The organism is Leucobacter sp. USCH14, assembly GCF_037619215.1.
Lineage (GTDB): Bacteria > Actinomycetota > Actinomycetes > Actinomycetales > Microbacteriaceae > Leucobacter.
Genome location: NZ_JAQPZP010000001.1, coordinates 39900 through 63181, shown reverse-complemented (window position 1 = coordinate 63181; position 23282 = coordinate 39900). Strand labels below are relative to the sequence as shown.

Here is a 23282-nt window from a genome sequence, read left to right as displayed (position 1 = left end):
GGACCAGGTGGGGTGGGGCAGGAGGAAGGCGTACGAGCGGCTCAGCGCTCGGCGGCGATCGCGTCGTTCGCGCGCTGGTCTCCGAGCGCATCCTCATCAGCGGCGCCGGGCGCAGCCGGTGACCCGAGACTCAGCATGAGGCGATTCGCCCACGCGAAGAATGCGGTCGCCTGGATCACGTCTGAGATGTCCGCGTCGTCCAGGCCGACGTCGCGGAGCGCCCGTACGTGGTGGGCGCCGAAGGCGCTCGGGCTCCGCGTCAGCGCAGCGACAGCGGAGACGATCGCGCCCGCTCGGTCCGCGAAATCCGCCTCGGGTCCCTGCTGCAGCAGCCGCAGCACGGTCGCCTCGTCCTTCGAGAAGGTGGCGGTGAACCGCGCGTGCACGCTCGCGCACAGCTCGCAGCCGTTCACGCGGGAGGCCACCGTTGCGGCCAGCTCACGATCACCGCGCGGCAAACCGCCCCGGGTGAGGAAGATCGCGCGATCGAGTCGCGTGCGCGCCGCCAATGAGGCCGGATGCCATGCGAGGAGTCGGAAGTAGGGCGAGTTGGGCCACACGCTCGTCTCGTACGCCTCGCGCTGTCGCTCGCTCGCGGTCTCGGGGGCCGCGGCTTCGATCCACGCGTGCCAGGCGCGCTCCTCCATGGTGAAGTGGCCGCTCATGCGCGCACCTCCTGCAGTACGCGCAAACCCGCGACGATGCGCGCCTGGTAGGTGACGAACGAGACGATCTGCGACAGCACGACGGTCTCGGTGATACTCCAACCCGCCGTTCCCAGCGAGACCACGTCGTCCGAGGTCGCCGCCGCGGGGCGCTGCACGAGCAGATCGACGTGGCGCAGGGCGGTCCGCATCGCACGCGTGCACGACCGCGCGGCGGCGCCCTCGACGCCGTCGCTCACAAGGGCGCGCGCATCGGCGATCGCGGAGGCGCGCGACGCATCATCCTGCTCTTCATCGAGGAGTTCGAGATAGAACTCCGCGAGCTCGAGCGCACCGTCGACGATCGCGGCTCGAGCGGCGAACAGCAGTCGCAGGGAACGGGTGAGGTCGGGGGCCTCATCCTCGTCTCCGACATCGAACAAGGCGTGCATACTGGCTTCCGCCGCCTCGATCACGTCGGGCCGATGCCCGTGCGCGCGCTCGGCAGCAGCCGAGTCGAGCCCGGCGAGAGCGCTCAAGGTGTCGAGGCGAGTCATGCGGCATCATTCCCTTCTTCGAGCAGCCCGCGGCCCAGGTACGCCTCCTGGATGGCGGGGTCATCGGCGAGCTCCGCCGACGACCCGGCGAGGGCGATCTCTCCGGTGCGCAGCACGTATCCGCGCGAGGCGATGGAGAGCGCGAGCTCGGCGTTCTGCTCCACCATCAGTACGGACACCCCGAGCTCGCGGTTCAATTCGGCGATGCGCTCGAGCACCTGCTCCACGATGATCGGGGCGAGGCCCATCGTGGGCTCGTCCATGCAGATCAGACGCGGGCGACTCATGATCGCTCGACCGAACGCCAGCATCTGCTGCTCCCCGCCGGACATGCTCCCCGCGCGCTGCGAGCGGCGCTCCCGCAGACGCGGGAAGAACTCGTAGACCTCGGCGAGGGTCTGCCTGATTCCCCGATCGCGACGAGTGTGCGCGCCGCTGAGCAGGTTGTCCTCGACGGTCATATCGGCGAACACGCGCCGTGCCTCCGGAACCGACGCGATTCCTGCCCGCACACGGCGAGCCGTCGACCACTGCGAAATGTCGTCGCCGTTCCAGATGATCCGGCCGCTATCGGGCCGCTTCAGGCCGAGCACGGTCTTCATCGTCGTCGACTTGCCCGAGGCGTTGCCGCCGAGCAGCGAGACGATCTCGCCCTCGCCGATGCGCAGGTCGACGTCGATGAGCGCCGGGCTCGCGCCGTAAGAGACTGAGACGGATTCGAGAACGAGTTCACTCATTGGGCGTGCTCCTTGACGAATGCGGTGCCGAGGTAGGCCTCGATGACCTTGGGATCGGTGCGCACCTCGGCAGGGGTGCCCTGGGCGATGACACGCCCCTCGTCGAGCACGATGATGCGGTCCGAGAGCGTCATCACGAGGTCGAGCTTGTGCTCCACGAGCAGCATCGTCTGCCCCTGGCTCTTGAGGTGAAGCAACTGGCGCAGCACCTCAGCGGTCTCCGTCTGATTCATTCCCGCCGTGGGCTCGTCGAGCACGAGCACGCGCGGATCGGCGACGAGCGCGCGTGCGATCTCTGTGCGCCTGCGATTGGCGTACGACAGCGTGAACGCGTACTGGTTGCGGCGCGGCACGAGCCGCTCGCCGAAGCGCTCCAGTTGACGAGTCACCGCGTCGTCCGCCTGCTCCACTCCGCGCCGAGGCGCGAAGAGGGCGCTCAGCGTCTCCCCGAGCAGCGGCACCCAGCGCAGACCGGGGATCTCGCGGAGCTTCGATTCCCGCTGACCGAGCCCGTCAAGACCCACCAGAACGTTGTCCCGTACGGTCAGATTGCCGATCACCCGACCGTTCTGGAAGGTGCGCGTGAGTCCGAGCCGGGCGATCTGATGCGGTTTCCGGCCTGTGATCGACGACCCGTCGAGCGCGACCGAGCCTGCATCCGCGGCAAGAACGCCGCTGACGATGTTGAGCGTGCTCGTCTTTCCCGAACCGTTCGGACCGATGATCGACAGCACTTCGCCCGGCGCGACGTCGAAGCTAACGTCATTAACCACGGTGAGACCGCCGAAGCGCTTCGTGATGCCCGACACCCCGAGCAGTGACGCGGTCATGCGCGCACCTCCTCTGCTGCGAGGCTCTCGGCGGTGCGGGCCGATGTCGGGTCCGGCTCATCGCCACCGCGTCGACCGATGAAGCGCTCGGCGATGCGCCGCACCCATTCCATATGCGACCATAGGCCCTGCGGACGCAAGAGGATGAGCCCGAGCAGGAGCACGCCGTAGAGCAGGAGTCGCCAATCTGCGAGCGGGCGGAAGAGCTCAGGCACGCCGACGAGGATCGCTGCTCCGATGATGACGCCGATGGGGGCGCGAAGCCCTCCGAGGATCGCGATGGTGACCGCGAGCACCGAGAGGGAGACGTCGAACTGCTTGGGCTCGATGAACGTCACCTGGGCTGCGTAGAGCGCTCCTGCGAACCCCGCGATCACCGCCCCGAGCCCGAAGGCGAGCGACTTGTACGAAGCGGGATGGAGACCGGCCGAGGCCGCCGCCACCTCGTCCTCGCGGACCGCCGCCCACACGCGCCCCAGCCGCGACGACCCGAGCCGAGCCACGATGACCACTGCGACGAGCAGGATCGCAAGGGTCACCCAGTACATCGCGGAGGCGCTGCCGAGGCTCTCGCCGAAGAGGGTCGGGCGCGGAATCGAAGAGATTCCGCGCGATCCGCCGGTGATCTGCGGGAGATTGAGGGCGAGGGCCGAGATCACCGCTCCCGCTGCGAGCGTTGCCATGGACACGTAATGCCCCTTCAACCGCCAGGTGGGCGCCGTGAGTATCACCTGCAGCACGCACGCCGCGACTCCCGCGGCCAAGAAGCTGAGCCAGAAGTCCCACTCGTAACGCGTCACGAGTATCGCCGAGGTGTAGGCGCCGATCGCGAGCGCTCCGGCCTGACCCAGCACGATCTGACCCGCGAATCCCCCCGCGAGGGTGATCGAGAGGGCGAACAGTGCGTAGATCCACACTTGGCTGCCGGCCCTGAGGAAGTAGTCGCTCGCGACGAGCGGCAGCGCGGCCAATGCCGCGGCCCCCGCGACCCCTGCCCACGGCGGGAGGCGCAGCGGCTTGCCCGCTCCGAAGAAGGTGCCCGTCATGGGCTCGCTGGTGATGCTGGGGACGCGACCGAGCAGCCCGCCGGGTCGGAACCAGAGCACGAGGAGCAGCGAGCCGAAGGTGATGAGCTGGCGCACGGAATCGCCCCAGAGCGAGACGCCGAACGCTTCGGCGATGCCGAGCACGAGCCCCCCGACGATCGCGCCCGCGATGGAGCCGAGCCCGCCGATCGTCGCAGCCGCGAAGCCCTGCAGGCCGGCGAGGAAGCCGATGGCGGGCGACACGTTCGACGTGTACATGCCCACGAGCACCCCTGCGAGGCCGCCGAGCGCTGACGCGATGACGAAGGAGAGCGCCTGAATCCGCTCCACCGGGATGCCCATCTGCTGCGCGGCCTCCTGATCCTGCGACGTTGCCCGGATCGCGCGACCGGTCTTCGTCGAGCCCAGCAACCAGACCAGGGCGGCGACGCAGATGATACTCACGCCGATGATCACGAGGGAGAGCGTGCCGAAACGGAACCCGAAGAGCTCGAAGTTGTCTCGGGGAAACGCGCTCTCCAGCCGACGCGTCTCCCCGCCGAAAATACGCAGAGACAGGTTTTCGAGAATCACGCCGATGGCGAAGGTCGCGAGCAGCACCGCTATGCCCGGCGCCTTGCGCAATGGACGAACCGCGACGAGATAGATGGCCCACCCCAGCAACCCCGTGATCACGACGACCGAGGGCGCGGCGATCCAGATCGGCAGCGCCATGGGGCCGGTCAACCACCACGCGATCATCGCGCCGACGGCGAAGACTGCGCCGTGCGCGAAGTTGACGATGTTCGAAACCCCGAACACGAGCGAAACTCCTACCGCGATGAGCGCGTAGGTGCTTCCTCCGACGAGGCCGGCGAGCAGAATATCCAAGGGATCTCCGAACATGCGGGAGCGGCGTCCGTGAAGACGCCGCTCCGAGGTGCGAGGGGCTTACTTGAGGGTGAAGGCGCCGTCCGCGATGACGAGCGGGAACTGTTCGGCGTCGCTGACACGGCGGGTGTCGTCGAGGCGGTACTCGCCGTAGAGCACCGACGTGAACGGTTCGCCGTCGTCGAGCGCGTCGCGCAGACCCTGGCGCGTCAGCTCGTCGGCGCGCTCAGCTCCCTGAGCGACCGCGTTCAACGCGTCGTAGGCGCGGATCGCGTAGTCGCTCGGAGTGACCTCGCCCGTGGCCGCTTCGAAGTCTGCGATGAACTGCTGCACCTCGGGATCATCGTTCTCGGGCGTGAAGTAGCTGAGCGTCTGCACGCCCTCGGCCGCCTCGCCGGCGAGGTCGATGAACTGCTGATTGTAAATCGAGCTGATACCCACGATCGGGGTGTCGATGCCGAGCTCGCGGGCCTGGCTCGTGATCAGCGCGCCGTCGGCGGCGTACGAGATCAGCACGATGACCTCGGGATTCTCGGCCTTGGCTGCGAGCAGAAGCGGGCGGAAGTCGGTGCTCTCAGGATCGTAGGCGGTCGAGTAGACCTCCTCGAGCCCCGACTCCTCCTCGCCCTCCTGGAAGAAGCCGTACGTCTCCTGGCCCCAGTCGGTGTCGTGGTAAAAGACGGCGGCCGACGTCCCCGTCTCTGCCGCGAACGCGGCGAGGCGGGGGGCCTCGAACTCCTGGGAGACCCAGGTGGCGAAGACGAAGTCGCCCGGGTCGGTGACATCGGGGCCCGAGGCGGAGAACGCGAATTGCACGAGACCCGAATCCTGATAGATCTGGCTCGCGGCCGAGGTGGCCGGGGTGCCGAAGTCGCCCAGCACAGCGAGGATCGACTCGTCATCGACGAACTTCTGCGCCACCTGCGGCGCCTGCGCCGGGTCCGCCTGCGTGTCCTCGTACACGAGCTCGACCGAGCGCCCGCCGATGCCGCCGTCGTCGTTGATCTGCTCGAGCGCGAGATCGAGCCCCTGGCGGAAGTACTCGCCGTACTGAGCCGAGTTCCCCGTATCCGGTAGCGCAACACCGAACTTGATCGGATCGCTCGACGCACCTCCGCCTTCGCCCGCGCCCCCGTTCGAGGAGCACGCCGCCAGGCCGAGCGAGAGCGCGGCGACGGCGCCGAGCGCGGCGACCCTCCAAAAACGTGATGACATGGCGAATTCTCCTCTTTCCAACGACCACGGCGTACAGGGTTGCGGCGCCGGTAACCCGTTCAGTGTGTCAGAGCGCTTCGATGCGACTCCGAAGATTAACTAATGTTACACATCACGCAAGCTGTGGTTCGGTCGCGAGTTGCCGATCGCCGCGGGGAGTGAGATACCGTGCAGTATGCACTCTCCCGCTATCGCGATCGTCGGCGCCGGAGTTCGCGGTACCGCAGCGCTGGGACGCATCGCCGCCCGGGTGATTGCTGCGCCTCCGGCGGATCCACTCGACATCCACGTCATCGACCCCTTTCCGCCGGGATCGGGCAGAATCTGGCGCGATGGACAACCGCGATCCCTCGTGATGAACACCGTGCCCGCGCACTCGACGGTGTTCGACGACGCGACGCTTGCGTTCAGCGCGCCGTTTCCCGGCCCCGACTTCGCGTCCTGGTGCGCTGGAGTCGCCGCCGGAGATATCGCCGTCGAGTCCGAGTGGGTGCACGACGCCGCGGCGCTGACGCTTCCCTGGAGCACCCCATCGCGCTCCCTGTACGGGCACTACCTCCGTTGGGCGCATCGGCGCTTCGCGAAATCGCTGCCGCCGCAGGTCACACTGACGGTGCACGCGGCAAGCGCGAGACGCATTGCGGTCGAAGCCGACGTCTTCCGGATCGCGCTCGACCCAGTCCCGCTCGCCCCGCCCGCAGCGACGCCGACGACCATCATGGCCGACACCGTGCTGCTCGCGCTGGGATGGGTGCCCCGCACGCATTGCGGGAGCGCTTCGACCGACGTGCCGTCCGAGAACCCGATCGATCAGCGCATCGAGCGGATCGCTCCGGGCGACCGCGTCGCCGTGCACGGCATGGGGATGGGATTCACCGATCTGCTCAGCCTCGTCACCGAGGAACGCGGCGGCGCGTACATTCCGGCGAGCGCACCGACACGGCCCGGCGCGCTCGAGTACCGCGCGAGCGGACGCGAGCCGTCGCTCATCGCCGGCTCGCGCAGCGGCCTGCCGTTTCTCGCGAAGCCGGACTTCGGCGCGGTGCCGCCGAGGGCCCGTCTCTCCGCCCTCCATGCCGCGATCCCGCAGCTCGTCGGTCGCCGCCCGCTCGATTTCGCGGTCGACGTGCTTCCGCTCATCGAGCGAGATGCCGCGGCCGAGTACCACCGTGCATTGTCCGAGCTGCACCCGGACGCCTACCGGGCGGACCCGCGCACCCTGCTCGACGCGTTGCAGGCTCCGCCCGACGGTACCGGCTCCGCCCACTGGCGCGAACTCGAGGACGCATCGCTCGACGCGGCCGTTCGGCGCTTCGATGCGGCGGCCGTGCTCGCGCCGTTCGCCTCACGCGATGCCGAAGCGCTGGATCACGAGATCGCCGAGCGCATCGCGGATGACGCCGCGGAAGCCGCCCTGGGGCTGCGCAGCCCGTGGAAGCGAGCACTCCACGTGTTCCAAGCGGCGCGCGCCTCGATCATCCCACTCACCGATTTCGGAGGCACCGCCGCTGCGAGCTCTGACGACCTGCGCCGCTACCTCTTCCTCGCCGGACTGATCGGCAGCGGCCCCCCGCTCTTCCGAGTCGAGCAGCTACTCGCTGCGCACCGCGCCGGTGTCGTGCGCTTCGCTGGCCCCGGCTTCACGGTGCGCGCCGACCAGACGGGTCGCGCGGTGCACCACTCGCTGTCGGCAGAGCCCCTGTCACACGTCGACCGCGTGGCCGAAGCCTTTCTGAACCTGCCCGACGCGGAGCGGCTGGGTGACCCGCTGATCGACGGTCTGCTCGACGACGGATTGGCGCGCATCTGGGCGGGAACGGCGCCCGGCGAACCGGCCACCTTGGAGATCGCCGAGGCCGATAGCGCGCTCGTCGGCGCTTCCGGCGCTCCGACCGCGGGGCTGCACTCGGTCGGGCCACTGCACGAGGCCATCAGACGCTTCACGATCATCGCGCCGATTCCGGGGACTCGATCCTCCGTGCTCCGCGAGATCGATGCCGCGGTCGAGTCGATGCTCGCCCGAACCCGTGCACGAGTGCACCGTACCGCCGAGGAGGCCGCGTGACCACGCACACCACCCACATCGTGATCGGGGGCGGCGCCATGGGCCTCGCCGCCACGTGGCAGCTCGCGTCGCGCGGCGCGAGCGTTCGCCTGCTCGAGCGCTTCGGCGCTCATCACACTCGAGGCGCCTCGCACGGCTCGACGCGCAACCTCAACAACGCCTATGCGGAGGCGGAGTATCTCGATCTCTTCGACGAGGCCGTGACGCTGTGGCGCGCGCTCGAAGCGGAGTCGCGCACCGAGCTGCTCGGCCTGCACGGACTCGTGACGCATGGCGACTCCGACGTGGTGACGGCCGCGCACGATGCGCTCGTCGCGCGCGGCGCGGCGGTCTCCCTGCTCAGCACCGACGAGGCGAGTCGGCGGTGGGCGGGCATGCGGTTCGCGGGCGACGCGCTGTTCAGCAAGGAGGCCGGCATCGTGCACGCTGCCCGTGCCCTCGGAGCGCTCGAAGCGGCGGCGATCCGCAGTGGGGCGATCGTCGAGCGGGGCGAGCGGGTGCTGCGCATCGAGCCGCGCGCAGACGGTTCGGGCGTGCGGGTGACCGCGCGGGCCGCCGACGGCTCCGAGCGGGAACTCGCCGCCGACCACGTCACCGTCGCCGCGGGCGCGTGGACGGAGTCGCTGCTCGGCGACCTGATCGACCTGCCCGCACTCGTCGTCACCGAGGAGCACCCGGCGCACTTCGCGCCGCGATCCGCCTCGCTCGCCTGGCCGTCGTTCAATCACATGCTGCCGCCCGAGCTGGAGGCTGAATTCGGCGCCCCCGTCTACGGGATGCCGAGCCCCGGTGAAGGGATCAAGGTCGGCTTCCACAAGGTCGGCGACGTCGTCGACCCCGACGACCGCACGTTCCGCGCGAGCGAGGCGCAGCGCGAACGGCTGCGACGCTACGTCTCCGAGTGGTTCCCGGGGCTCGACCCCGACACACCGGCCGAGATCAGCTGCACCTACACCTCGACCGTGTCGGGGAAGTTCATCCTCGACACGGTCGGGCCGATCACGGTCGGCGCGGGGTTCTCAGGGCACGGGTTCAAGTTCACGCCGGCGATCGGCGGGGTGCTGGCCGATGCGGCGACGGGGCGCGCGACGCCGCCGGAGTTCTTCCGACTGGCCGCGCACGCCGCCGCGTAGCAGTCGTCGGCGCGACGCTCCGGCCCCGTCCTCAAGCAGACGCTGGTTCGCGCTCGGCGGGGAGCGCGTCGCGGGTGCCGCGGCGCCGCACGAGCAGCAGATACACCACCGCTGTCACGGCGAAGCCGATCAGCCAAGCGATATCGATGCCCTGCAGGGGCCCCGCGAGCGGGCCGGTGAACAGAGGCGTGATCATGAACGGGACCTGTGCGAGAAGTCCGATCCCGTAGCTCGAGAGCCCCACCGCGTTCCATTTGCCGTAGCGGCCACCCGTCGGATCGAAGAGATCCGCAACCGCGTAGTGCCCCTTCTGCACGATGAAGTAGTCGGCGAGGTTGATCGCCGACCATGGAATCAGCACGTACAGCAGCAGGGTCAGGAAGCTCTCGAACATGGTCATGAAGTCACCCTGACCCAGAATCGCGATCAGAGTAGCGAGAACCCCGCACGCAACCGTCGTCCACACCCGTGTTGCCGAAGTGATGACGGTCTTGAAGTTCGACTGCATGACGGTCAGCGCGTTCATCACGGCCGAGTACAGCTCGACGCCGTTGATGAGCGCCGAACTCACCGCGAAGATGATGAGCACGATCATGCCGACCGGGCCGAGGAAGTCGCCAAGTGCCGCGAGCGGATTCTCCGGGTTCGCGGCGCCGAGCAGCACGCCCAGCGTCATCACGAACACCGAACTGACGACGAGGCCCAGATACGTGCTCCAGAAGGCCGTCTTGGGGCCCGTCGTCTTCGGCAGGTAGCGTGAGTAATCAGAGACGTACGGCGCGTACGCGAGCTGCCAGACGATGCCGATCGCGAGCATCGCGAAGAAGCCCTCGTAGGTGAACGCGGCTTCTGCTCGTTGGGTGGTCACCTCCGGCTTCGTCCAGAACATGATCATCGACACGGTGACTGCCACCGCGATCACGATCGACAGCCACACCATCGTCTTGCGCAGCAGGTCGTAGCCGAAGACGCAGAGCACGATCCCGATCGCTGCGAACAGCAGGATCGCGAGCGTCCCGTTGAAATCGGGGAACACCGCGGCGAGCGCGTCTTTCGCGACGATCAGGATGCTCGCGAAGAAGCCCATGAACATCACGAAGGCGATCAGCGCGAAGAGGCTCGCACCGAGATAGCCGAACTGAGCGCGGGCCTGCAGCATCTGCGGGATGCCGAGGTGGGGTCCCTGCGAAGCGTGCAGCGCCGAGCCGAAGGCCCCGATCACGTTCCCCGCGAGAATCGCGACGATGCTCCAGCCGATGGGAAGGCCGTAGGCACCACTGGCCACGGCGCCGGTGACCACGGTGAGAGGCATCATGTTGAGGCCGACCCAGATCGCGAAGAGCGACCAGTTCGTGCCCGTGCGCTCGTTCTCGGGAATGGGCATGATGTGCTGCTGCTCGAATCGCACGAATGTTCTCGTGACGACGGGTGGTTCCTGCGTCATGGTTCTCTCCTTTGAGGCTTCGCCGCGCGGGGAGCGTCCCGAGCAGCACAGGGTCGCCGCCCGCGAACAGCGGGAGGCGGGGAGGGCGGCTCGGAGGGAGCATCCGCAGCGATGCTCCCTCCGAGCCACCCGAGAGCGCAGCGCCTAGAGGCCCGCGCTGTCGGAGGCGGTGGCGAAGGCCCGATCGAGCAGTGACGCGAGCTCGTCGATGTCCTCGCGCGTCATCACGAGCGGGGGCGACACCTGCACGAGCGGATTGCCTTCTGCGTCGATCGCGACACGGCAGATGAGTCCGACTTCGGCGAGCGCCGGGTTCAGATACCCGCTGACGAAGTCCCCTGCGGAGAGCGCCTCGGCGGCCCACCGCTTCGCCCCGTGATCGGTCACCAGTTCGAAGCTGCGATGGAAGCCGTCGCCGCGCAGGTCGCCGACGATCTTGGCGTGCTTCGTCGCGACTTCGTCGAGCTTCTCACCGAGATACGGGCTCAGGGTTGCGACGTTCTCGACGACGCCCTCGCGCTCCATGATCTCGAGGTTCTTCAGCGCCGCCGCGCAGGCGACCGGGTGGCCGCCGTACGTCAGCGCATGGTTGAACATGCCGACGGGCCCGTCGAGTACGGTCTCGATGATCCGGTCGCTCGCGATCACGCCGCCGAGCGGCATGTAGGCCGACGCGATGCCCTTGGCGAACGTGATCATGTCGGGTTGGAACCCGTAGTGCGTCGATCCGAACCATGCTCCGAGGCGGCCGTACCCGGTGATCACCTCGTCGGCGATGAGCAGGATGCCGTACCTGTCGCACAGCTCGCGCACACCGGTGAAGTACTCGGGCGTGGGCGGCGTGAGGCTTCCCCCGGCGTTCTGCAACGGCTCCATGATGAGCGCCGCGATCGTATCCGCGCCCTCCTGCACGATCAGCGACTCGAGCTCGCCGAGCAGGAACTCGGTGGTCTGCGCCGCGGTCTCGCTCTCGGGCCGACGGTACCGCTTCGTGTTGTGGGTGTGCCGCACTCCGTTCATGAGCGGCTCGAACATCTTGCGCACGTCGGTCATGCCGTTCAGCGACATCGCACCGAAGCTCGTGCCGTGGTAAGCGACGCGTCGGGCGATGAACTTGTACCGGGCGTGGTCCCCGCGGGTGATGTGGTACTGACGGGCGAGCTTGATGGCGGCTTCATTCGATTCGCCGCCACCCGACGCGAAGAAAACGCGGTTCAGGTCTCCGGGCGCGAGTTCGGCGATCTTCTGCGCCAAGAGGGCTGCCGGCGGGTGCGTGACGCTCCACGTCGTCTGATACGGCAGTGTGGCGAGCTGCTCGCGCACCGCCTCGCCGACCTCGGCACCGTGGGTGTATCCGAGTTGCACGCAGAAGAGGCCCGCGAGCCCGTCGAAGAAGCGCCGGCCGCTCTCGTCGAAGACGGAGCAGTGCTCGCCTCGCACGAAGACCGGCAGTTCATCGTCGCGATACTTGCTGGCGGGGGTGAAGTTCATCACGAGGTGGCGCTTCGCGATCTCGGCGATGCCACTCGGCAGGTCGGCCGCGGGGGTGCGCTCCTCGATGGTCTCGGGCTGCAGCGTCATGTTCTGTGGTCCTTTCAGTCGGCGGTGACTGGGTGAGATCCGTGTCTGTTCCCAGTGTTCCAGCGGGCGATCAATCGGTAAAATAGTCTTTCGATGTGATCTACATCGAGTGAAGTGATGGAGGCGCGACGGTCGGTATCACTCGCCCGTCACCCCCACTGCAGCCACGTCGTCTTGTAGTCGGTGTAGTTCTCGAGCGCGTGCACCGAGAGGTCGCGCCCGAAGCCCGACTGTTTGAACCCGCCGAAGGGGGTGGTGAAGCCGAGGGCATCGACAGTGTTGACCGAGACGGTGCCGGCAACGAGACGCTGCGACACCCGATGCGCACGCGAGAGACTTCCCGTCCAGAGCGAGGCCGCGAGACCGAACGGCGTTTCATTCGCACGTGCAATCGCCTCATCCTCCGAATCGAATGGCGTCACGACAGCGACGGGTCCGAAGATCTCCCGCGTGTGCACCTCGTGGTCGGCCGGCACGTCGGTCACGATCGTCGGCTCGATGAAGGCGCGCGAGCCGTTGATCTCGGGCCGGGTGCCACCCGCGGCGATCCTGCCATCGCTGCGCGCACGCTCGATCGTCGCCCACACGTCATCGGCGTGCCGCTCTGAAACGAGCGATCCGATTCCCGACGCCGGATCCAGCGGGTCGCCCGGCGCGTAGGCGCGAGCCGCCTCCGCATAGAGGGCGAGAAACTCCTCGTACACCTCCCGCTCGACGAAGATGCGGGAGTTCGCCGAGCAGACTTCGCCCTGGTTGTAGAAGCTGCCGAATGCGGCTTTCTCAGCTGCGGTGCGCAGATCGTCGCAGTCGGCGAAGATCAGATTCGAGCTCTTGCCCCCGGCCTCGAGCGCTAGTCGCTTCATGTTGGACTGCCCGGCATACTGCTGCAACTGCTTGGCGACTTCGGTCGAACCGGTGAACGCGAGCATATCGATGTTCTCGTGGAGTGCGAGCGCACGGCCCACGGTGGATCCGCGACCGGTCACGACGTTCAGCACGCCAGCGGGGATGCCGGCTTCGACGGCAAGTTCCGCGAGCAGGAGCGTGGAGTGCGAGGCCTCCACCGGCGGCTTGATCACGACCGAGTTCCCTGCAGCGAGCGCCGGCGCGAGCTTCCACGTGGCGATCTCGAGCGGGTAGTTCCACGCCACGATCACCGCGATGACGCCGAGTGCCTCTCGCGTCACCAGCGCGGTCGACCCCGGAGGCGTGACCGGAATCAGATCCTCCTGCTTCTCGATCGCCTCACCGTAGAAGCGGTAGAGCGCAGCCGACCCCGGCGCGTCGATCGACGCCGACTCGCGCACGGGCTTTCCCATGTCGAGCGAGTCGTAGAGCGCGAATTCATCTGCCCGCTCCTCGATCAGTCGCGCCAGTTCGAGCAGGCGCTCGCGTCGATGGCCGACACCCGCCCGCGACCACGCCCCGGACTCGTATGCGTTCCGCGCCGAGGCGACGGCGGCGTCGACATCGGCATCGGTGCATGCGTGGATCTCCGAGATCACGGTGCCCGTCGCCGGATTGGTCTTCGTGATGGTCTCCCCGGAGCTCGCACCGACTCGGGCGCCGTCGATCACCGGTCGTCCGTCGAATTTCAGTGCGTTTGCGGCTGCCTGCCACTGTGCAAGTGTGCGAGTCATGTCTCTCTCTTCTCGGCGATTCCGGGCCTCGGCCTCGGGTGTACGTGCGATGGATCAGGTCCGAATGCGCGCGCGAGCGACGTCGAGCGCCGTCCAGGCGAGTGCGGTGGCGCCGTCGCGAAGCGTCTGTTCGGCGACCGGACCGACGCACGCATCGGCGAAGGCCGGCTGGTGGTTCGACGCCGTGCCGCCGACTCCGATGTAGGGGTGGATCGCATCGACGACCGCTGACACGTTGCCCATATCGGTCGAGGCCCGATTCATCGTGGCCGCCTCGGGCGGGACGTCGAAGTTGCGGCCGAGTGCGACGGCGTTGGTTCGGTAGATCTCGAGTGCCTCCGCGTCGGTGCGCATCTCGGCGTATCGCTTGCTCTCCGGGGTGACGGTGAGCTTCGCGCCGGAGGCGAGTGCGCCGGCCTCGAAGCACCGCAGCACTCGCGATTCGAGCGCGAGCAGCTGTTCCATCGTCTCGGCGCGCACGTACCAGCGCCCCTCCGTGCGCTCGGGGATCGCGTTCGGCGCTTCGCCCCCGCGAGTCTGCACACCATGCACTCGCACGCCGGAGGGGAGCTGTTGGCGCAGCAGCGCGATCGCGGTCTGGGCGATGATGAACGCATCGTTCGCGTTGACCCCGCGCTCGGGGTAGGCGGCGGCGTGCGCCGCTACTCCGTCGAACTGCACGTGCCAGTGCGCGACGGCGAACGGGCGCGCCTCGACGACATCGACGGGCGCCGGATGCGCCATGAGTGCGAAGTCGAGTTCGGTGAACGCCCCGCGCTCCAGCAGCTCGATCTTGCCGCCTCCGCCCTCCTCGGCGGGCGTGCCGATCACCTCGACGGCGATCCCGAGCTCATCGGCGACCGCTGCCAGCCCCATCGCGGCCCCCGCTGACATCGCGGCGATCAGATTGTGCCCGCACGCGTGGCCGAGCCCGGGAAGGGCATCGTACTCGGCGAGAAACCCTACAGTGAAGCCGGCCGACTCCGGATCGCCGAGCGCTGCTCGAAACGCGGTGTCGAGGCCGAGATACGGTTGCTCGACCATGAACCCGTGAGACGCGAGCAGTGCAGCGACAGCTGTCGATGAGCGATGCTCCTGCCAGCCGAGTTCGGGATCTCCGTGCAGGCGGGTCGACAGCGCGATGAGGTCGGCGTCGATCAGCTCGCGCTGCACGACGATCCGCTGCTTCAGCGCATCACTCATCTCCGGGAACCCCGTACGACGGTGCGGCGGCCGGGTTCAGCCCGCGATTCACGTAAGCGTCGCGCTGCGGCAACCATTCGTCGAGCGCGCGTCCGAGCTCGGTGATCGGGTCGCCGGACCAGTCCACCCGGAGATCCGTGACCCGCCAACCGGCATGCGCGACGACGGAGATTCCGGCCGAATGCACGGGTCCGGCTTCACCGCCCGCGGCGACCGCTGCCCGGAGCGCTGCGAGCAGCCGCTCCTCGATCGTGCCCTGCGACCTCAGCGCCGTCTCGACCAGAGCGTCGAGCACGTCGAGGCTGGCCAGCATATTGCCGCCGGCGACCGCGTTCTCGCGCTCCATCGCTCCGAAGATTCCGAGCGCCCGCTCCCCCGAGTGCACCGCGGTTCGGCCGTCGGCATCGAGCACGAGCAGTTGGCGGTATTCGATCGAGGTCTCGTCGGCGGCGGCTACCACGGCTGAGAGCGCCTCCGAAGCCGTGGCACCTGCACGGAGCCGCTCGATGATGCGATGCCCGAGCCGCGGGTCGGTGACGTTCTGCGAGTGCGCTCCGCCGATGCCGTCGGCGAGATTCACGCACCGCGCGGCAACAGCGGGGGACGATGACGAGATGGCCGATCCGAACTCTCCGGAGAAGGGATCGCGCAGCAGCAGTGAGAAGGTCATCCGCTCACCGCTCGCTGAGCACGGCGGTCGCGTCGATCTCCACCAGCCATTCGGGCCGAGCGAGCGCCTGCACGACGATGCCGGTCGAGACGGGATAGACGCCTGCCAGCCACCTGCCGACAGTGCGGTACACGTCTTCGCGGTAGCGCGGATCGATGATGTAGATGGTGACTTTCACGATGTCCTCGAGGCGGCTCCCCGCCTCGTCGAGCAGCATCTTGATGTTGGACATCGCCTGCTCGGTCTGCGCGACGACATCTCCGATGCCGACCGACTCCCGGGTATCGAGATCCTGACCGATCTGCCCGCGCAGATAGACCACGCCGCCGGCGACGACTGCCTGGCAGAGATCATTGTCGAGATTCTGCTCGGGGTACGTCTCTCTCGTGTTGAACTTGCGCAGGCGCACGTGCGTCGTTTCCGTCACAGGATCCTCCTCGTCGAGTGGCGCTTTCGCGCTCGGCTGTTGACTATTCTTCGAGCGATTGGAGTATCTGTAAAATAGCTAAAAGTTACCTACCGTATCTGTCGATCAGATCGACGAAGACGAGCGACGCCCGGCGCCTGCTCGAGCGAGGAGGCCCGCGATGGTGCAGCGATTCCCGATCACGCTCACGCAGCTCGTGTACTTCGCCGAGTGCGCGAGAACCCTCAACATGACGGCGGCCAGTGCGGAACTGCATGTGGCGCAATCGGCCGTTTCGACGGCGATCACGCAGCTCGAGCGCTCTCTGGGCGCCTCCCTGTTCATTCGGCAGCACTCCAAAGGGCTCATTCTCACGAGCGCCGGAGAGACGCTGCTCCGGGACAGCCATCACCTGTTTGCAACGCTCACCGACACGATCGACTCGATCAGGTCCGATCAACGCGACGTGCACGGGTCCATCACCGTCGCCTGCTTCAAAACGCTCGCACCATTCGTGCTGCCGCGGTTGCTCAGCTCGCTGCGCGAGACGCATCCCGGTCTCGACGTCATCGTGCTGGAGGGGGATCACTCGGAGTGCCTCGCCGCACTTCGCGACGGCAGCGCCGAACTCGCCGTCACCTACGATCTCCCGAGCGGCGACGGCATCGAGAACACCATGGTCGCGGAGTTCCGGCCCCACGTGATCCTCGCGCGCTCCCACCCGCTCGCCTCACGCGAGCGAATCGCACTCGCGGAACTCGCCGATGAGCCGTTCGTGCTGCTCGACCTGCCCAGCAGCAGCGATTACTTCGTGCGTATTCTCACGGACGCCGGCATCACCCCGAATCTCCGGTACCGGAGCACGAGCTACGAGACCGTTCGTTCGATGGTGGCGATGGGCCTCGGCTTCTCCATCCTCAACCAGCGCCCGCGCACCGCGCAGACGTACGCCGGGGCCGAGATCGCCGCCGTCGAGATCTCGGATGACGCGGCGGGCCTCACGATGGAGGTGTCGTCTCTCGCTCAGGTGCGGCGGTCGAGCCGGGCACGAGCCGTCGAGCAGGCGATCGGCGCGCTGTTCTCCCCGGCGTAGCACGCACGCCGAGTTCACTTGGCATCCCCAAATTCGATGCTCTTCATCGTCTCGATCTACTGCACCGATCGAATGCACCGCGAACGTGTATTGGCCAGATGCTCACGTCGTGAGGTTGTCTGAGAGGCACCCGGGCGGCACTGCTGCTCGGAGCGTCTCGGGGCGTTCCGCCCGAAACGCGTCAGCAGCGAAGCGATGCGAGTGGAGAAGTTACGTATGACGAGCCAGCAAATCGAGGTCACTGAAGTCCTCGTCGTCGGCGCCGGCCAGGCCGGGGTAGCCATGAGTGAACATCTGTCGCAACGGGGTATCTCGCACCTTGTGCTCGAGCGGCATCGCATCGCCGAGCGCTGGCGCACAGAGAGGTGGGACTCGCTCGTCGCCAACGGACCCGCCTGGCACGATCGTTTTCCCGGGATGGAGTTCACGGGTGTCGACCCCGACGCGTTCGCACCGAAGGAGCGCGTGGCCGCGTACTTCGAGGAGTACGCGGAGCGTTTCGAGCTTCCGATCCGCACCGGCGTCGAAGTCACGAGTGTCCGCAAAGCGTCGGGCGAGCCCGGCTTCCTCGCGGAGACATCGGCCGGAACGATCCGGGCACGCTACGTGGTGGCGGCGACCGGTGCGTTCCAGAACCCGTCCATCCCCCCGATCGTGCCGGCGGATGCGGGCGTGCGCCAGATCCACTCGAGCGAATACCGCAACCCGGAGCAGCTGCCGGAGGGCGGCGTGCTCGTCGTCGGCGCCGGTTCCTCCGGAGTGCAGATCGCGGACGAGCTGCGGCGATCCGGCCGCGATGTCGTGCTCGCCGTAGGGCCTCACGACCGCCCGCCCCAGCGCTACCGCGGACGAAACTTCGTCTGGTGGCTGGGCGTGCTCGGCAAGTGGGAGGCCTCGGCCCCGCCGCAGGGCGCGGAGCACGTCACGATCGCGGTCAGCGGCGCGAATGGCGGTCGTACCATCGACTTCCGCGAGCTGGCCGCGTCGGGAATCACGCTGGTCGGCCGCGCGAACGCGTTCTCGGACGGCGTGCTCCGCTTCGGCCCCGACCTCGCGGCGAACATCGCACGCGGCGATGACAACTACTTGTCACTGCTCGACGAGGCCGATGCGTACATCGAACGCAACGGTCTCGACCTGCCCGAAGAGCCCGAGGCGCGCGAGTTCGGGCCGACGCCGGAGTGCGTTGCGAATCCCATCCTCGAACTCGACCTCGGCGCTTCAGGGATCACCTCGATCGTGTGGGCTACCGGCTTCACGGTCGACTACTCATGGCTCGAGGTCGACGCATTCGACGAACGCGGCCGCCCCCTGCAGCAGCGCGGCGTCTCGGTCGAGCCGGGCGTCTACTTCCTCGGCATTCCGTGGCAGTCGCGCCGCGGCTCGAGCTTCATCTGGGGCGTCTGGCACGATGCGAAGTACCTCGCCGATCAGATCGAGATTCAGCGCGGCTACGTCGCGTACGAGGGCAATTCGTACGCCGCCGACGCCGAGGCCGGGGCGCTGCCGAGCGGGCGGCACTCAGCGGAGATCGCTTACGCCGGATAGGAGCTCGACGTGTCGGAACCGCCGCGGCCCGACGCTCAGACGGTGAAGTCGCTCGCCGCCCGCGCCGTGGTGATGCCCTTCATGAGGTCGATCACCGGCAGGTGGTCGGGGTGCGAGGCGTACTCGGCGAGGCCCGCCTCGTCGTCGAAGTCGGCGATCAGCGTCACATCGTAGTTCGCACCGTCGAACAGCTCATTGCGGTGCACCGAGAGCGCCCGGACGGAGGGCACGAGATCCCTGAGCGGTTCGATCGCGGCGATCGCCCGAGCGGCGTGCGCATCGCGCTCCTCCCGGGTCTCTCCGGCGAACTTCCAGCTGACGATGTGGCGCAGTGCCATGAGTGCTCCTCGGTGCTCGGGTGTGAATGAACGGTGAGATCCGCAGCCGGCTACCGGCGACGCAGGGCGCGCAGGGGGTTGCGGGCGGCCTTCGTCGCGGCGGCGGCGAGGCGATCCGGATCGACGCGCCAGATCGCATGCCGACGCCCATCGATCTGCACCACGGGAATGTGCTCGGCGTGCACCTCGGCGAGCGCCCGGTCCTGCGTGATATCGAGCTCCTCGTAGGCCGTCGCGACGCCTGCGGCATCGAGTCGCTCGCGCACCTCGTCGATAGCCCGACGGGCGTCATCGCAGAGATGGCAGCCCGGCTTGCCGATGAGAGTCAGGCGTACCGCGGACATGATGCTCCGAGTCTACGGGCCCTGAAGCACCGCAGCACATTCCGGGCATGGGAAAGGCGCCGATCCGTGATGGATCGGCGCCCCTCATCGGCCAGCCGTCTCGCGACGGCACCGATCACTTCTTGTTGCGGCGCTGGTGACGCGTCTTACGAAGCAGCTTGCGGTGCTTCTTCTTCGACATGCGCTTGCGACGCTTCTTGATTACTGAACCCACATTAACCTCACAACGTCTCTCGGGCCGCTGGGAGTCGGGGCCCATAAAACATACATCTTAGCTGGCGTCGCTCGCAGATGCGAACCGAGCGGCTCGAGCGACCGCGCGAGCCCGGATCATCCGCGCAGTTTGAAGCGCGCGACGAGCTCCTTCACCCGGTGCTCGGCGCGGGCCGCGGCGCGTCCGATCCGCTCCGCGGCCGCGGTCGCCTCTTCGGGAAGCACCTCGTCGAACTCGTCGGACTCGTGGGGCCCCTGCACGCGCTCGCCGTCTTCGGAGAGGTACTCCACCGTCACCTCCGTCTCGAACCCCGCGGAGAGGAACGGGATCACGAAGTCCTCGATCATCTCGAGCGGCTCGGGGTCGAGCGAGTAGAAGCGATGCTGGCCGTCCTCGCGCACGACCACCAGCTCGGCCTCGCGCAGCACCTTCAGGTGCTTCGACACCGTGGGCTGACTGATGCCGAGCCGGCCGACGATCTCTGACACGCTCATCTCAGCGCTCTGCACGTGCTTCTCGAGCAGAGCCTGCAGAATGTCGCGCCGCGTGGCGTCGGCGATGACTCCGAAGATATCTGGCATAGGCACCAGAGTAGTCGGAGCAGTCGCGCTTCGTGCTCGGTCCCCGCGCTGCGCACGACCCGCTTACGCGCAGGACGCCGGGCGTGTGTAGCATGAGACAGCATCGAATCGGGGCGGCAACGACTCTCGGTTCTCGTCATCGCCCGAAAGCAGGAGTCGTGAGGACACGCGCTGCGAGCTTCCGATTCACCGGATTGCTCTCGCTGAAGTCGTGGATCGGAAGCATGATCCACTCGTCACCCGCACGTGTCGCGCTGCTGGTGTTCACGGGATTGATCCTGCTCTGGACGGCGCTGCTCTCCCTGCCGATCGCGAGCCGCACGAACGAGATGACCCCGCTCGCCGATGCGCTCTTCACGGCAGTCTCCGCCATCTGCGTCACGGGTCTCTCGACGGTCGACATGGCGACGCACTGGTCGCTCTTCGGAGATCTGCTGATCCTCGGCGGCCTGCAGATCGGCGGCATCGGCGTGCTCACCCTCGCGAGCATCCTGGGCCTCACGGTCACCCGCCGGCTCGGCCTGCGCTCGCGCCTGCTCGCCGCGGGCGACACGAACCCGATGCGCATGGGCCGCGACGTGTCCGAGAGCCAAGCCGTCGGGCTCGGCGAGATCGGCGGCCTGCTCGCAGCGGTCGCGACGAGCCTGGTCGTGATCGAGCTCGCCCTCACCGCGTTCATCACGCCCCGCCTCGTCGCCGAAGGATACGACTTCTGGCACGCGCTCTGGAACGGGTTCTACCTCGCCGCCTCGGCGTTCACGAATACCGGCTTCGTGCCGCTGCCGGGAGGGTTGGAGCCGTTCGCGACGGACACCTACCTGCTCAGCGTGCTCGCCGTCGGCGTCTTCCTCGGCAGCATCGGCTTCCCGGTGATCTTCGCGCTCTACCGATACGTCGTGGGCGGCGGCTGGCGGGCGCACAAACGGCTCGGGCTCCACGCCAAGCTGACGTTGACCACGACGCTCCTCTTCGTGGTCTTCGGGTGGATCGCGATCGCGGCTCTCGAATACAACAACACCCGCACACTCGGCTCCCAGGATCTGGGGGACACGCTCTTCAGCTCGGTGTACATGTCGGTGATGACGCGCTCGGGCGGGCTCGGCGTGATGGACCCCACCGACATGAACGGGTCGACGCTGCTCGTGATCGACATGCTCATGTTCGTCGGCGGCGGCTCCGCGTCGACCGCGGGCGGCATCAAGGTCACGACGATCGCCGTGCTGTTCCTCGCGGCGTATGCCGAAGCGCGCGGCTACAAGGACATGCAGGCGTTCGACCGCCGCATCCCCAATGAGGTGCTGCGCGTGGCCGTCTCCGTGCTCATCTGGGGGGCGACGATCGTGCTCGCCGCCTCGGTCGCCATCATGCATCTCACCGGCGAGCCCCTCGACATCGTGCTGTTCGAGGTGATCTCCGCCTTCGGCACCTGCGGGTTGTCGACCGGGCTGTCGGGCGAGCTCGACGACCCCGGCAAGTACATTCTCGCGGCTACCATGTGGGCAGGCCGTGTCGGAACCGTTACGCTGGCGGCGGCCGTCGCGGCGACGAGCCGCTCCCGCATGTTCCGCCTCCCTGAAGAAAGGCCGATCGTTGGTTGATATTCGCAGTGACGCCCCGGTGATCGTCATCGGTCTCGGGCGCTTCGGTGCTGCCACCGCGGGGCAGCTCGATCGTCAGGATCGCGAGGTGCTCGTCGTCGACACCGATTCGGGCCTGGTGCAGAAGTGGGCCGACCGCGTCACGCACGCGGTGCAGGCCGATGCGCGCTCCATGGAGGCGCTCAAGCAGATCGGCGCCGACGAGTTCCAGATCGCCGTGGTCGCCACCGGTGCGTCGATCGAGTCGAGCGTGCTGATCGCGGCGAATCTCGTCGATCTGGGGGTGCCGCAGATCTGGGCGAAGGCGATCTCGATCTCGCACGGCAAGATCCTCGAGCGCATCGGCGTGCACCACGTCATCTACCCGGAGCGCGAGGCGGGCGAGCGGGTCGCGCACCTGCTGAGCGGCAGCATGCTCGACTTCATCCAGTTCGACGACAACTACGTCATCGCGAAGATGTACCCGCCGCGGTCCATCCGGGGCCGCTCGCTCAGCGAGAGCGGGGTGCGCACCCGCTACCGGGTCACCGTCGTCGGCGTGAAGACGCCGGGCCAGCCCTTCACGCACGCCACGCAGGACACGGTCGTCTCGCGGCACGATCTCATCATCGTGAGCGGTACGGCCGCGGACGTCGAGCGCTTCGCCGCGATCGGCTAGGCGATCACTCCCCTCGTTCGATCTCCTCGGAGCGGCGGACGTTCGCGGCGAGCGCTCGATCGAAGAGGTCGGCCCATCCTCCGCCCTGCAGCTCCAGAACCGCCTGCTCCGTCGTGCCCTTGGGGCTCGTGACGTTGCGGCGCAGTGTCTCCGGCGTCTCCGCGCTGTGCGCCCAGAGCTGGGCCGCCCCCACGATCGTCTGCTTGACGAGCGTGCGGGCCTGATCCTCGTCGAACCCGGCGCGCTCCGCCGCCGCAGTCATCTCCTCCGCGTACAGGAACAGGTAGGCGGGGCCCGACCCCGAGACCGCCGCGACGGCGTTGATCTGATCCTCGCGCACGATCAGCGCCTCACCCACGGTCGCGAACAGGCGCTGCACGAGGGCGACGTCCGACTCCGACGCGGACGACCCGCCCGCGATCCCCGTCGCCCCGAGCCCGATGGTCGACGGCGTGTTCGGCATCGCCCGCACCACCGGCACCCCCTCGGGCAGCTCGGCCTCGATCGCTGCACTGGGCACGCCCGCGGCGACGCTCACCACGACGGCCCCCGGTTCCAGGTCGCCCGCGATCTCGCGCACGACATCGCGCACCATCCAGGGCTTCACGCCGAGCACGACGAGTTCAGCACCGCGTACCGCACGCCGGTTCGCCTCCGGCTCCCCCTCCGACGACAGCGCCACCACGTCGCTCGCACCCGCGAAGGACCGCGCACTCGCCTCGGACTTCGTGGTGACGGTGATCGGCAGTGCGATGTCGACGTCGGGTGCGCGGAGCCCCGCGAGGATCGCGCCCCCCATCGACCCGACTCCGATCATCGCGGTGCGGGGAAGGCGGGAAGCGTCGGAGGCAGCGGCATTCGGAGTAC

At 67.9% G+C, this 23282-nt stretch carries 23 protein-coding genes; 6 read left to right on the top strand and 17 right to left on the bottom strand.

Going from position 1 to position 23282, the window contains the following annotated elements:
* Positions 1-41: 41 nt before the first annotated feature.
* The 6 genes from PQI23_RS00305 to PQI23_RS00280 are packed head-to-tail and all read right to left on the bottom strand — an operon-like array spanning position 42 to position 5899.
* Positions 42-665, bottom strand: a complete 624-nt coding sequence (locus PQI23_RS00305; protein ID WP_339970586.1) for a peroxidase-related enzyme — start codon at positions 663-665, stop codon at positions 42-44.
* Complete coding sequence (locus tag PQI23_RS00300) at positions 662-1201, bottom strand: hypothetical protein (protein ID WP_339970584.1); 540 nt, start codon at positions 1199-1201, stop codon at positions 662-664. Before PQI23_RS00300 ends, PQI23_RS00305 begins: the two co-directional genes overlap by 4 nt.
* Positions 1198-1938, bottom strand: a complete 741-nt coding sequence (locus PQI23_RS00295) for an ABC transporter ATP-binding protein (protein WP_339970582.1) — start codon at positions 1936-1938, stop codon at positions 1198-1200. The genes PQI23_RS00300 and PQI23_RS00295 overlap by 4 nt, the downstream gene beginning before the upstream one ends.
* A complete protein-coding gene (locus tag PQI23_RS00290) occupies positions 1935-2768 on the bottom strand; it encodes an ABC transporter ATP-binding protein (RefSeq protein WP_339970580.1) in 834 nt (277 codons plus the stop codon). The genes PQI23_RS00295 and PQI23_RS00290 overlap by 4 nt, the downstream gene beginning before the upstream one ends.
* Positions 2765-4684, bottom strand: coding sequence for an ABC transporter permease (locus PQI23_RS00285; protein ID WP_339970578.1), 1920 nt, complete (start codon positions 4682-4684; stop codon positions 2765-2767). The genes PQI23_RS00290 and PQI23_RS00285 overlap by 4 nt, the downstream gene beginning before the upstream one ends.
* 60 nt (positions 4685-4744) lie before the next feature.
* On the bottom strand, positions 4745-5899 hold the full coding sequence (locus PQI23_RS00280) for an ABC transporter substrate-binding protein (RefSeq protein WP_339970576.1): 1155 nt from the start codon (positions 5897-5899) through the stop codon (positions 4745-4747).
* 175 nt (positions 5900-6074) lie between these two features.
* Here PQI23_RS00280 and PQI23_RS00275 point away from each other — a divergent pair, with 175 nt between their 5' ends.
* Together PQI23_RS00275 and PQI23_RS00270 are read left to right on the top strand one after the other, a co-directional pair.
* Complete coding sequence (locus PQI23_RS00275; protein WP_339970575.1) at positions 6075-7964, top strand: FAD/NAD(P)-binding protein; 1890 nt, start codon at positions 6075-6077, stop codon at positions 7962-7964.
* Positions 7961-9097: an FAD-dependent oxidoreductase gene (locus tag PQI23_RS00270; RefSeq protein ID WP_339970573.1), complete on the top strand. Its 1137-nt coding sequence runs from the start codon at positions 7961-7963 to the stop codon at positions 9095-9097. Before PQI23_RS00275 ends, PQI23_RS00270 begins: the two co-directional genes overlap by 4 nt.
* Positions 9098-9128: 31 nt before the next feature.
* Here the strand turns inward: PQI23_RS00270 and PQI23_RS00265 are convergent, their stop codons facing one another.
* The 6 genes from PQI23_RS00265 to PQI23_RS00240 all read right to left on the bottom strand — a co-directional run bounded on the left by PQI23_RS00265 (position 9129) and on the right by PQI23_RS00240 (position 16062).
* Positions 9129-10541, bottom strand: a complete 1413-nt coding sequence (locus tag PQI23_RS00265) for a purine-cytosine permease family protein (protein ID WP_339970571.1) — start codon at positions 10539-10541, stop codon at positions 9129-9131.
* A 144-nt stretch (positions 10542-10685) separates the two neighbouring features.
* Positions 10686-12122: an aspartate aminotransferase family protein gene (locus PQI23_RS00260; protein ID WP_339970569.1), complete on the bottom strand. Its 1437-nt coding sequence runs from the start codon at positions 12120-12122 to the stop codon at positions 10686-10688.
* A gap of 149 nt (positions 12123-12271) precedes the next feature.
* A complete protein-coding gene (locus PQI23_RS00255; RefSeq protein ID WP_339970567.1) occupies positions 12272-13762 on the bottom strand; it encodes an aldehyde dehydrogenase family protein in 1491 nt (496 codons plus the stop codon).
* A gap of 54 nt (positions 13763-13816) precedes the next feature.
* Positions 13817-14965, bottom strand: coding sequence for a M20 family metallopeptidase (locus tag PQI23_RS00250; RefSeq protein ID WP_339970565.1), 1149 nt, complete (start codon positions 14963-14965; stop codon positions 13817-13819).
* Positions 14958-15635 (bottom strand): DUF1028 domain-containing protein, encoded by a 678-nt coding sequence (locus PQI23_RS00245; RefSeq protein ID WP_339970563.1) that lies wholly within the window; start codon positions 15633-15635, stop codon positions 14958-14960. Before PQI23_RS00245 ends, PQI23_RS00250 begins: the two co-directional genes overlap by 8 nt.
* A 4-nt stretch (positions 15636-15639) precedes the next feature.
* Positions 15640-16062 carry a RidA family protein gene (locus PQI23_RS00240; protein WP_339970561.1) on the bottom strand — a complete coding sequence of 141 codons (423 nt, stop codon included), beginning with the start codon at positions 16060-16062 and terminating at the stop codon, positions 15640-15642.
* A 160-nt stretch (positions 16063-16222) separates the two neighbouring features.
* On the opposite strand from PQI23_RS00240, the gene PQI23_RS00235 reads away from it, so the two are divergent.
* Both PQI23_RS00235 and PQI23_RS00230 read left to right on the top strand, forming a co-directional pair.
* Positions 16223-17134 (top strand): LysR family transcriptional regulator, encoded by a 912-nt coding sequence (locus tag PQI23_RS00235; RefSeq protein ID WP_339970559.1) that lies wholly within the window; start codon positions 16223-16225, stop codon positions 17132-17134.
* A 216-nt stretch (positions 17135-17350) separates the two neighbouring features.
* Positions 17351-18682, top strand: coding sequence for a flavin-containing monooxygenase (locus PQI23_RS00230; protein WP_339970557.1), 1332 nt, complete (start codon positions 17351-17353; stop codon positions 18680-18682).
* Between the two features lie 35 nt (positions 18683-18717).
* Here the strand turns inward: PQI23_RS00230 and PQI23_RS00225 are convergent, their stop codons facing one another.
* From PQI23_RS00225 to PQI23_RS00210, 4 genes are all read right to left on the bottom strand, one after another.
* Positions 18718-19020 carry a Dabb family protein gene (locus PQI23_RS00225; protein WP_339970555.1) on the bottom strand — a complete coding sequence of 101 codons (303 nt, stop codon included), beginning with the start codon at positions 19018-19020 and terminating at the stop codon, positions 18718-18720.
* Between the two features lie 50 nt (positions 19021-19070).
* Entirely contained in the window at positions 19071-19364 is a 294-nt protein-coding gene (locus PQI23_RS00220) for a glutaredoxin family protein (protein ID WP_339970553.1), read from the bottom strand.
* Positions 19365-19479: 115 nt separating this feature from the next.
* Complete coding sequence (locus PQI23_RS00215; protein WP_005504750.1) at positions 19480-19578, bottom strand: 30S ribosomal protein bS22; 99 nt, start codon at positions 19576-19578, stop codon at positions 19480-19482.
* 116 nt (positions 19579-19694) lie between these two features.
* Positions 19695-20159, bottom strand: a complete 465-nt coding sequence (locus PQI23_RS00210; RefSeq protein ID WP_339970551.1) for an ArsR/SmtB family transcription factor — start codon at positions 20157-20159, stop codon at positions 19695-19697.
* A gap of 224 nt (positions 20160-20383) precedes the next feature.
* On the opposite strand from PQI23_RS00210, the gene PQI23_RS00205 reads away from it, so the two are divergent.
* Together PQI23_RS00205 and PQI23_RS00200 are read left to right on the top strand one after the other, a co-directional pair.
* Positions 20384-21757 carry a TrkH family potassium uptake protein gene (locus PQI23_RS00205; RefSeq protein WP_339971133.1) on the top strand — a complete coding sequence of 458 codons (1374 nt, stop codon included), beginning with the start codon at positions 20384-20386 and terminating at the stop codon, positions 21755-21757.
* Positions 21750-22415, top strand: a complete 666-nt coding sequence (locus PQI23_RS00200) for a potassium channel family protein (RefSeq protein WP_339970549.1) — start codon at positions 21750-21752, stop codon at positions 22413-22415. The genes PQI23_RS00205 and PQI23_RS00200 overlap by 8 nt, the downstream gene beginning before the upstream one ends.
* Before the next feature lie 4 nt (positions 22416-22419).
* Here the strand turns inward: PQI23_RS00200 and proC are convergent, their stop codons facing one another.
* Entirely contained in the window at positions 22420-23232 is an 813-nt protein-coding gene (gene proC / locus PQI23_RS00195; RefSeq protein ID WP_445238393.1) for a pyrroline-5-carboxylate reductase, read from the bottom strand.
* Positions 23233-23282: the final 50 nt, after the last annotated feature.

Excerpts from the sequence above, each read along its gene's own strand:
- PQI23_RS00275 (WP_339970575.1), top strand. The coding sequence starts at position 6,075 with ATGCACTCTCCCGCTATCGCGATCGTCGGCGCCGGAGTTCGCGGTACC.
- PQI23_RS00250 (WP_339970565.1), bottom strand. The coding sequence starts at position 14,965 with ATGAGTGATGCGCTGAAGCAGCGGATCGTCGTGCAGCGCGAGCTGATC.
- PQI23_RS00265 (WP_339970571.1), bottom strand. The coding sequence starts at position 10,541 with ATGACGCAGGAACCACCCGTCGTCACGAGAACATTCGTGCGATTCGAG.
- PQI23_RS00290 (WP_339970580.1), bottom strand. The coding sequence starts at position 2,768 with ATGACCGCGTCACTGCTCGGGGTGTCGGGCATCACGAAGCGCTTCGGC.
- PQI23_RS00210 (WP_339970551.1), bottom strand. The coding sequence starts at position 20,159 with ATGCCAGATATCTTCGGAGTCATCGCCGACGCCACGCGGCGCGACATT.
- PQI23_RS00295 (WP_339970582.1), bottom strand. The coding sequence starts at position 1,938 with ATGAGTGAACTCGTTCTCGAATCCGTCTCAGTCTCTTACGGCGCGAGC.
- PQI23_RS00235 (WP_339970559.1), top strand. The coding sequence starts at position 16,223 with ATGGTGCAGCGATTCCCGATCACGCTCACGCAGCTCGTGTACTTCGCC.
- PQI23_RS00280 (WP_339970576.1), bottom strand. The coding sequence starts at position 5,899 with ATGTCATCACGTTTTTGGAGGGTCGCCGCGCTCGGCGCCGTCGCCGCG.
- PQI23_RS00225 (WP_339970555.1), bottom strand. The coding sequence starts at position 19,020 with ATGGCACTGCGCCACATCGTCAGCTGGAAGTTCGCCGGAGAGACCCGG.
- proC (WP_445238393.1), bottom strand. The coding sequence starts at position 23,232 with ATGATCGGAGTCGGGTCGATGGGGGGCGCGATCCTCGCGGGGCTCCGC.
- PQI23_RS00205 (WP_339971133.1), top strand. The coding sequence starts at position 20,384 with ATGATCCACTCGTCACCCGCACGTGTCGCGCTGCTGGTGTTCACGGGA.
- PQI23_RS00220 (WP_339970553.1), bottom strand. The coding sequence starts at position 19,364 with ATGTCCGCGGTACGCCTGACTCTCATCGGCAAGCCGGGCTGCCATCTC.
- PQI23_RS00230 (WP_339970557.1), top strand. The coding sequence starts at position 17,351 with ATGACGAGCCAGCAAATCGAGGTCACTGAAGTCCTCGTCGTCGGCGCC.
- PQI23_RS00245 (WP_339970563.1), bottom strand. The coding sequence starts at position 15,635 with ATGACCTTCTCACTGCTGCTGCGCGATCCCTTCTCCGGAGAGTTCGGA.
- PQI23_RS00300 (WP_339970584.1), bottom strand. The coding sequence starts at position 1,201 with ATGACTCGCCTCGACACCTTGAGCGCTCTCGCCGGGCTCGACTCGGCT.
- PQI23_RS00260 (WP_339970569.1), bottom strand. The coding sequence starts at position 12,122 with ATGACGCTGCAGCCCGAGACCATCGAGGAGCGCACCCCCGCGGCCGAC.
- PQI23_RS00255 (WP_339970567.1), bottom strand. The coding sequence starts at position 13,762 with ATGACTCGCACACTTGCACAGTGGCAGGCAGCCGCAAACGCACTGAAA.
- PQI23_RS00305 (WP_339970586.1), bottom strand. The coding sequence starts at position 665 with ATGAGCGGCCACTTCACCATGGAGGAGCGCGCCTGGCACGCGTGGATC.